This window comes from Bacillus sp. OV322, from assembly GCF_900112495.1.
In the GTDB taxonomy this organism is placed as follows: Bacteria; Bacillota; Bacilli; order Bacillales; family DSM-1321; genus Peribacillus.
Window position 1 is genome coordinate 1 of the sequence record NZ_FOMA01000019.1, and the last position, 2,995, is coordinate 2,995.

A 2,995-nucleotide genomic window follows, 5' to 3' on the forward strand; every position below is an offset into this window, starting at 1 on the left:
TTTGGTTAAGTCCTCGATCGATTAGTATCTGTCAGCTGCACGTGTCACCACGCTTCCACCTCAGACCTATCAACCTGATCATCTTTCAGGGATCTTACTAGCTTGCGCTATGGGAAATCTCATCTTGAGGGGGGCTTCATGCTTAGATGCTTTCAGCACTTATCCCGTCCGCACGTAGCTACCCAGCTATGCCTTTGGCAAGACAACTGGTACACCAGCGGTGCGTCCATCCCGGTCCTCTCGTACTAAGGACAGCTCCTCTCAAATTTCCTGCGCCCACGACGGATAGGGACCGAACTGTCTCACGACGTTCTGAACCCAGCTCGCGTACCGCTTTAATGGGCGAACAGCCCAACCCTTGGGACCGACTACAGCCCCAGGATGCGATGAGCCGACATCGAGGTGCCAAACCTCCCCGTCGATGTGGACTCTTGGGGGAGATAAGCCTGTTATCCCCGGGGTAGCTTTTATCCGTTGAGCGATGGCCCTTCCATGCGGAACCACCGGATCACTAAGCCCGACTTTCGTCCCTGCTCGACTTGTAGGTCTCGCAGTCAAGCTCCCTTGTGCCTTTACACTCTGCGAATGATTTCCAACCATTCTGAGGGAACCTTTGGGCGCCTCCGTTACTCTTTAGGAGGCGACCGCCCCAGTCAAACTGCCCACCTGACACTGTCTCCCGCCCCGATCAGGGGCGCGGGTTAGAATTTCAATACAGCCAGGGTAGTATCCCACCGACGCCTCCACCGAAGCTGGCGCTCCGGCTTCTCAGGCTCCTACCTATCCTGTACAAGCTGTACCAAAATTCAATATCAGGCTGCAGTAAAGCTCCACGGGGTCTTTCCGTCCTGTCGCGGGTAACCTGCATCTTCACAGGTACTATAATTTCACCGAGTCTCTCGTTGAGACAGTGCCCAGATCGTTACACCTTTCGTGCGGGTCGGAACTTACCCGACAAGGAATTTCGCTACCTTAGGACCGTTATAGTTACGGCCGCCGTTTACTGGGGCTTCGGTTCAAAGCTTCGCTTGCGCTAACCTCTCCCCTTAACCTTCCAGCACCGGGCAGGTGTCAGCCCCTATACTTCGCCTTGCGGCTTCGCAGAGACCTGTGTTTTTGCTAAACAGTCGCCTGGGCCTATTCACTGCGGCTTTTCCGGGCTATTCACCCTAAAAAGCACCCCTTCTCCCGAAGTTACGGGGTCATTTTGCCGAGTTCCTTAACGAGAGTTCTCTCGAACACCTTAGGATTCTCTCCTCGCCTACCTGTGTCGGTTTGCGGTACAGGCACCCTTCATCTCACTAGAGGCTTTTCTTGGCAGTGTGGAATCAGGAACTTCGGTACTATATTTCCCTCGCCATCACAGCTCCGCCTTGATGGAAACGGGATTTGCCTCGTTTCCGGCCTAACTGCTTGGACGCGCATATCCAACAGCGCGCTTACCCTATCCTCCTGCGTCCCCCCATCGTTCAAACGATGAATAGGTGGTACAGGAATATCAACCTGTTGTCCATCGCCTACGCCTTTCGGCCTCAGCTTAGGTCCTGACTAACCCTGAGCGGACGAGCCTTCCTCAGGAAACCTTAGGCATTCGGTGGAAGGGATTCTCACCCTTCTTTCGCTACTCATACCGGCATTCTCACTTCTAAGCGCTCCACCAGTCCTTCCGGTCTAGCTTCAACGCCCTTAGAACGCTCTCCTACCACTGACACCAGAGGTGTCAATCCACAGCTTCGGTGATACGTTTAGCCCCGGTACATTTTCGGCGCGGAGTCACTCGACCAGTGAGCTATTACGCACTCTTTAAATGGTGGCTGCTTCTAAGCCAACATCCTGGTTGTCTAAGCAACTCCACATCCTTTTCCACTTAACGTATACTTTGGGACCTTAGCTGGTGGTCTGGGCTGTTTCCCTTTTGACTACGGATCTTATCACTCGCAGTCTGACTCCCATAAATAAGTCTTTGGCATTCGGAGTTTGACTGAATTCGGTAACCCGATGAGGGCCCCTAGTCCAATCAGTGCTCTACCTCCAAGACTCTCATTATGAGGCTAGCCCTAAAGCTATTTCGGAGAGAACCAGCTATCTCCAGGTTCGATTGGAATTTCTCCGCTACCCACACCTCATCCCCGCACTTTTCAACGTGCGTGGGTTCGGGCCTCCATTCAGTGTTACCTGAACTTCACCCTGGACATGGGTAGATCACCTGGTTTCGGGTCTACGACCTCATACTCATTCGCCCTATTCAGACTCGCTTTCGCTGCGGCTCCGTCTTCTCAACTTAACCTTGCATGAAATCGTAACTCGCCGGTTCATTCTACAAAAGGCACGCCATTACCCATTAACGGGCTCTGACTACTTGTAGGCACACGGTTTCAGGATCTATTTCACTCCCCTTCCGGGGTGCTTTTCACCTTTCCCTCACGGTACTGGTTCACTATCGGTCACTAGGGAGTATTTAGCCTTGGGAGATGGTCCTCCCTGCTTCCGACGGGATTTCTCGTGTCCCGCCGTACTCAGGATCCACTCAGGAGGGAACGAAGTTTCAACTACAGGGTTATTACCTTCTCTGACGGGCTTTTCCAAGCCTCTTCATTTACCCCGTTCCTTTGTAACTCCATGTTGAGTGTCCTACAACCCCAAGAGGCAAGCCTCTTGGTTTGGGCTAATTCCGTTTCGCTCGCCGCTACTCAGGAAATCGCGTTTGCTTTCTCTTCCTCCGGGTACTTAGATGTTTCAGTTCCCCGGGTCTGCCTTCAGTACCCTATGTATTCAGGTACAGATACTGTTCCATTACGAACAGTGGGTTTCCCCATTCGGAAATCTCCGGATCAAAGCTTACTTACAGCTCCCCGAAGCATATCGGTGTTAGTCCCGTCCTTCATCGGCTCCTAGTGCCAAGGCATCCACCGTGCGCCCTTTCTAACTTAACCATAAAACATGGTATGTTTTTGAAAAGATTGACGCAAAAATTTGCCTTCTATCTATTATCTAG

1 rRNA gene is annotated in these 2,995 nt (G+C 52.3%); it reads right to left on the reverse strand.

The features are described from left to right. Position 1: 1 nt before the first annotated feature. Positions 2-2,933, reverse strand: a 23S ribosomal RNA gene (locus tag BM126_RS21740). Positions 2,934-2,995: the final 62 nt, after the last annotated feature.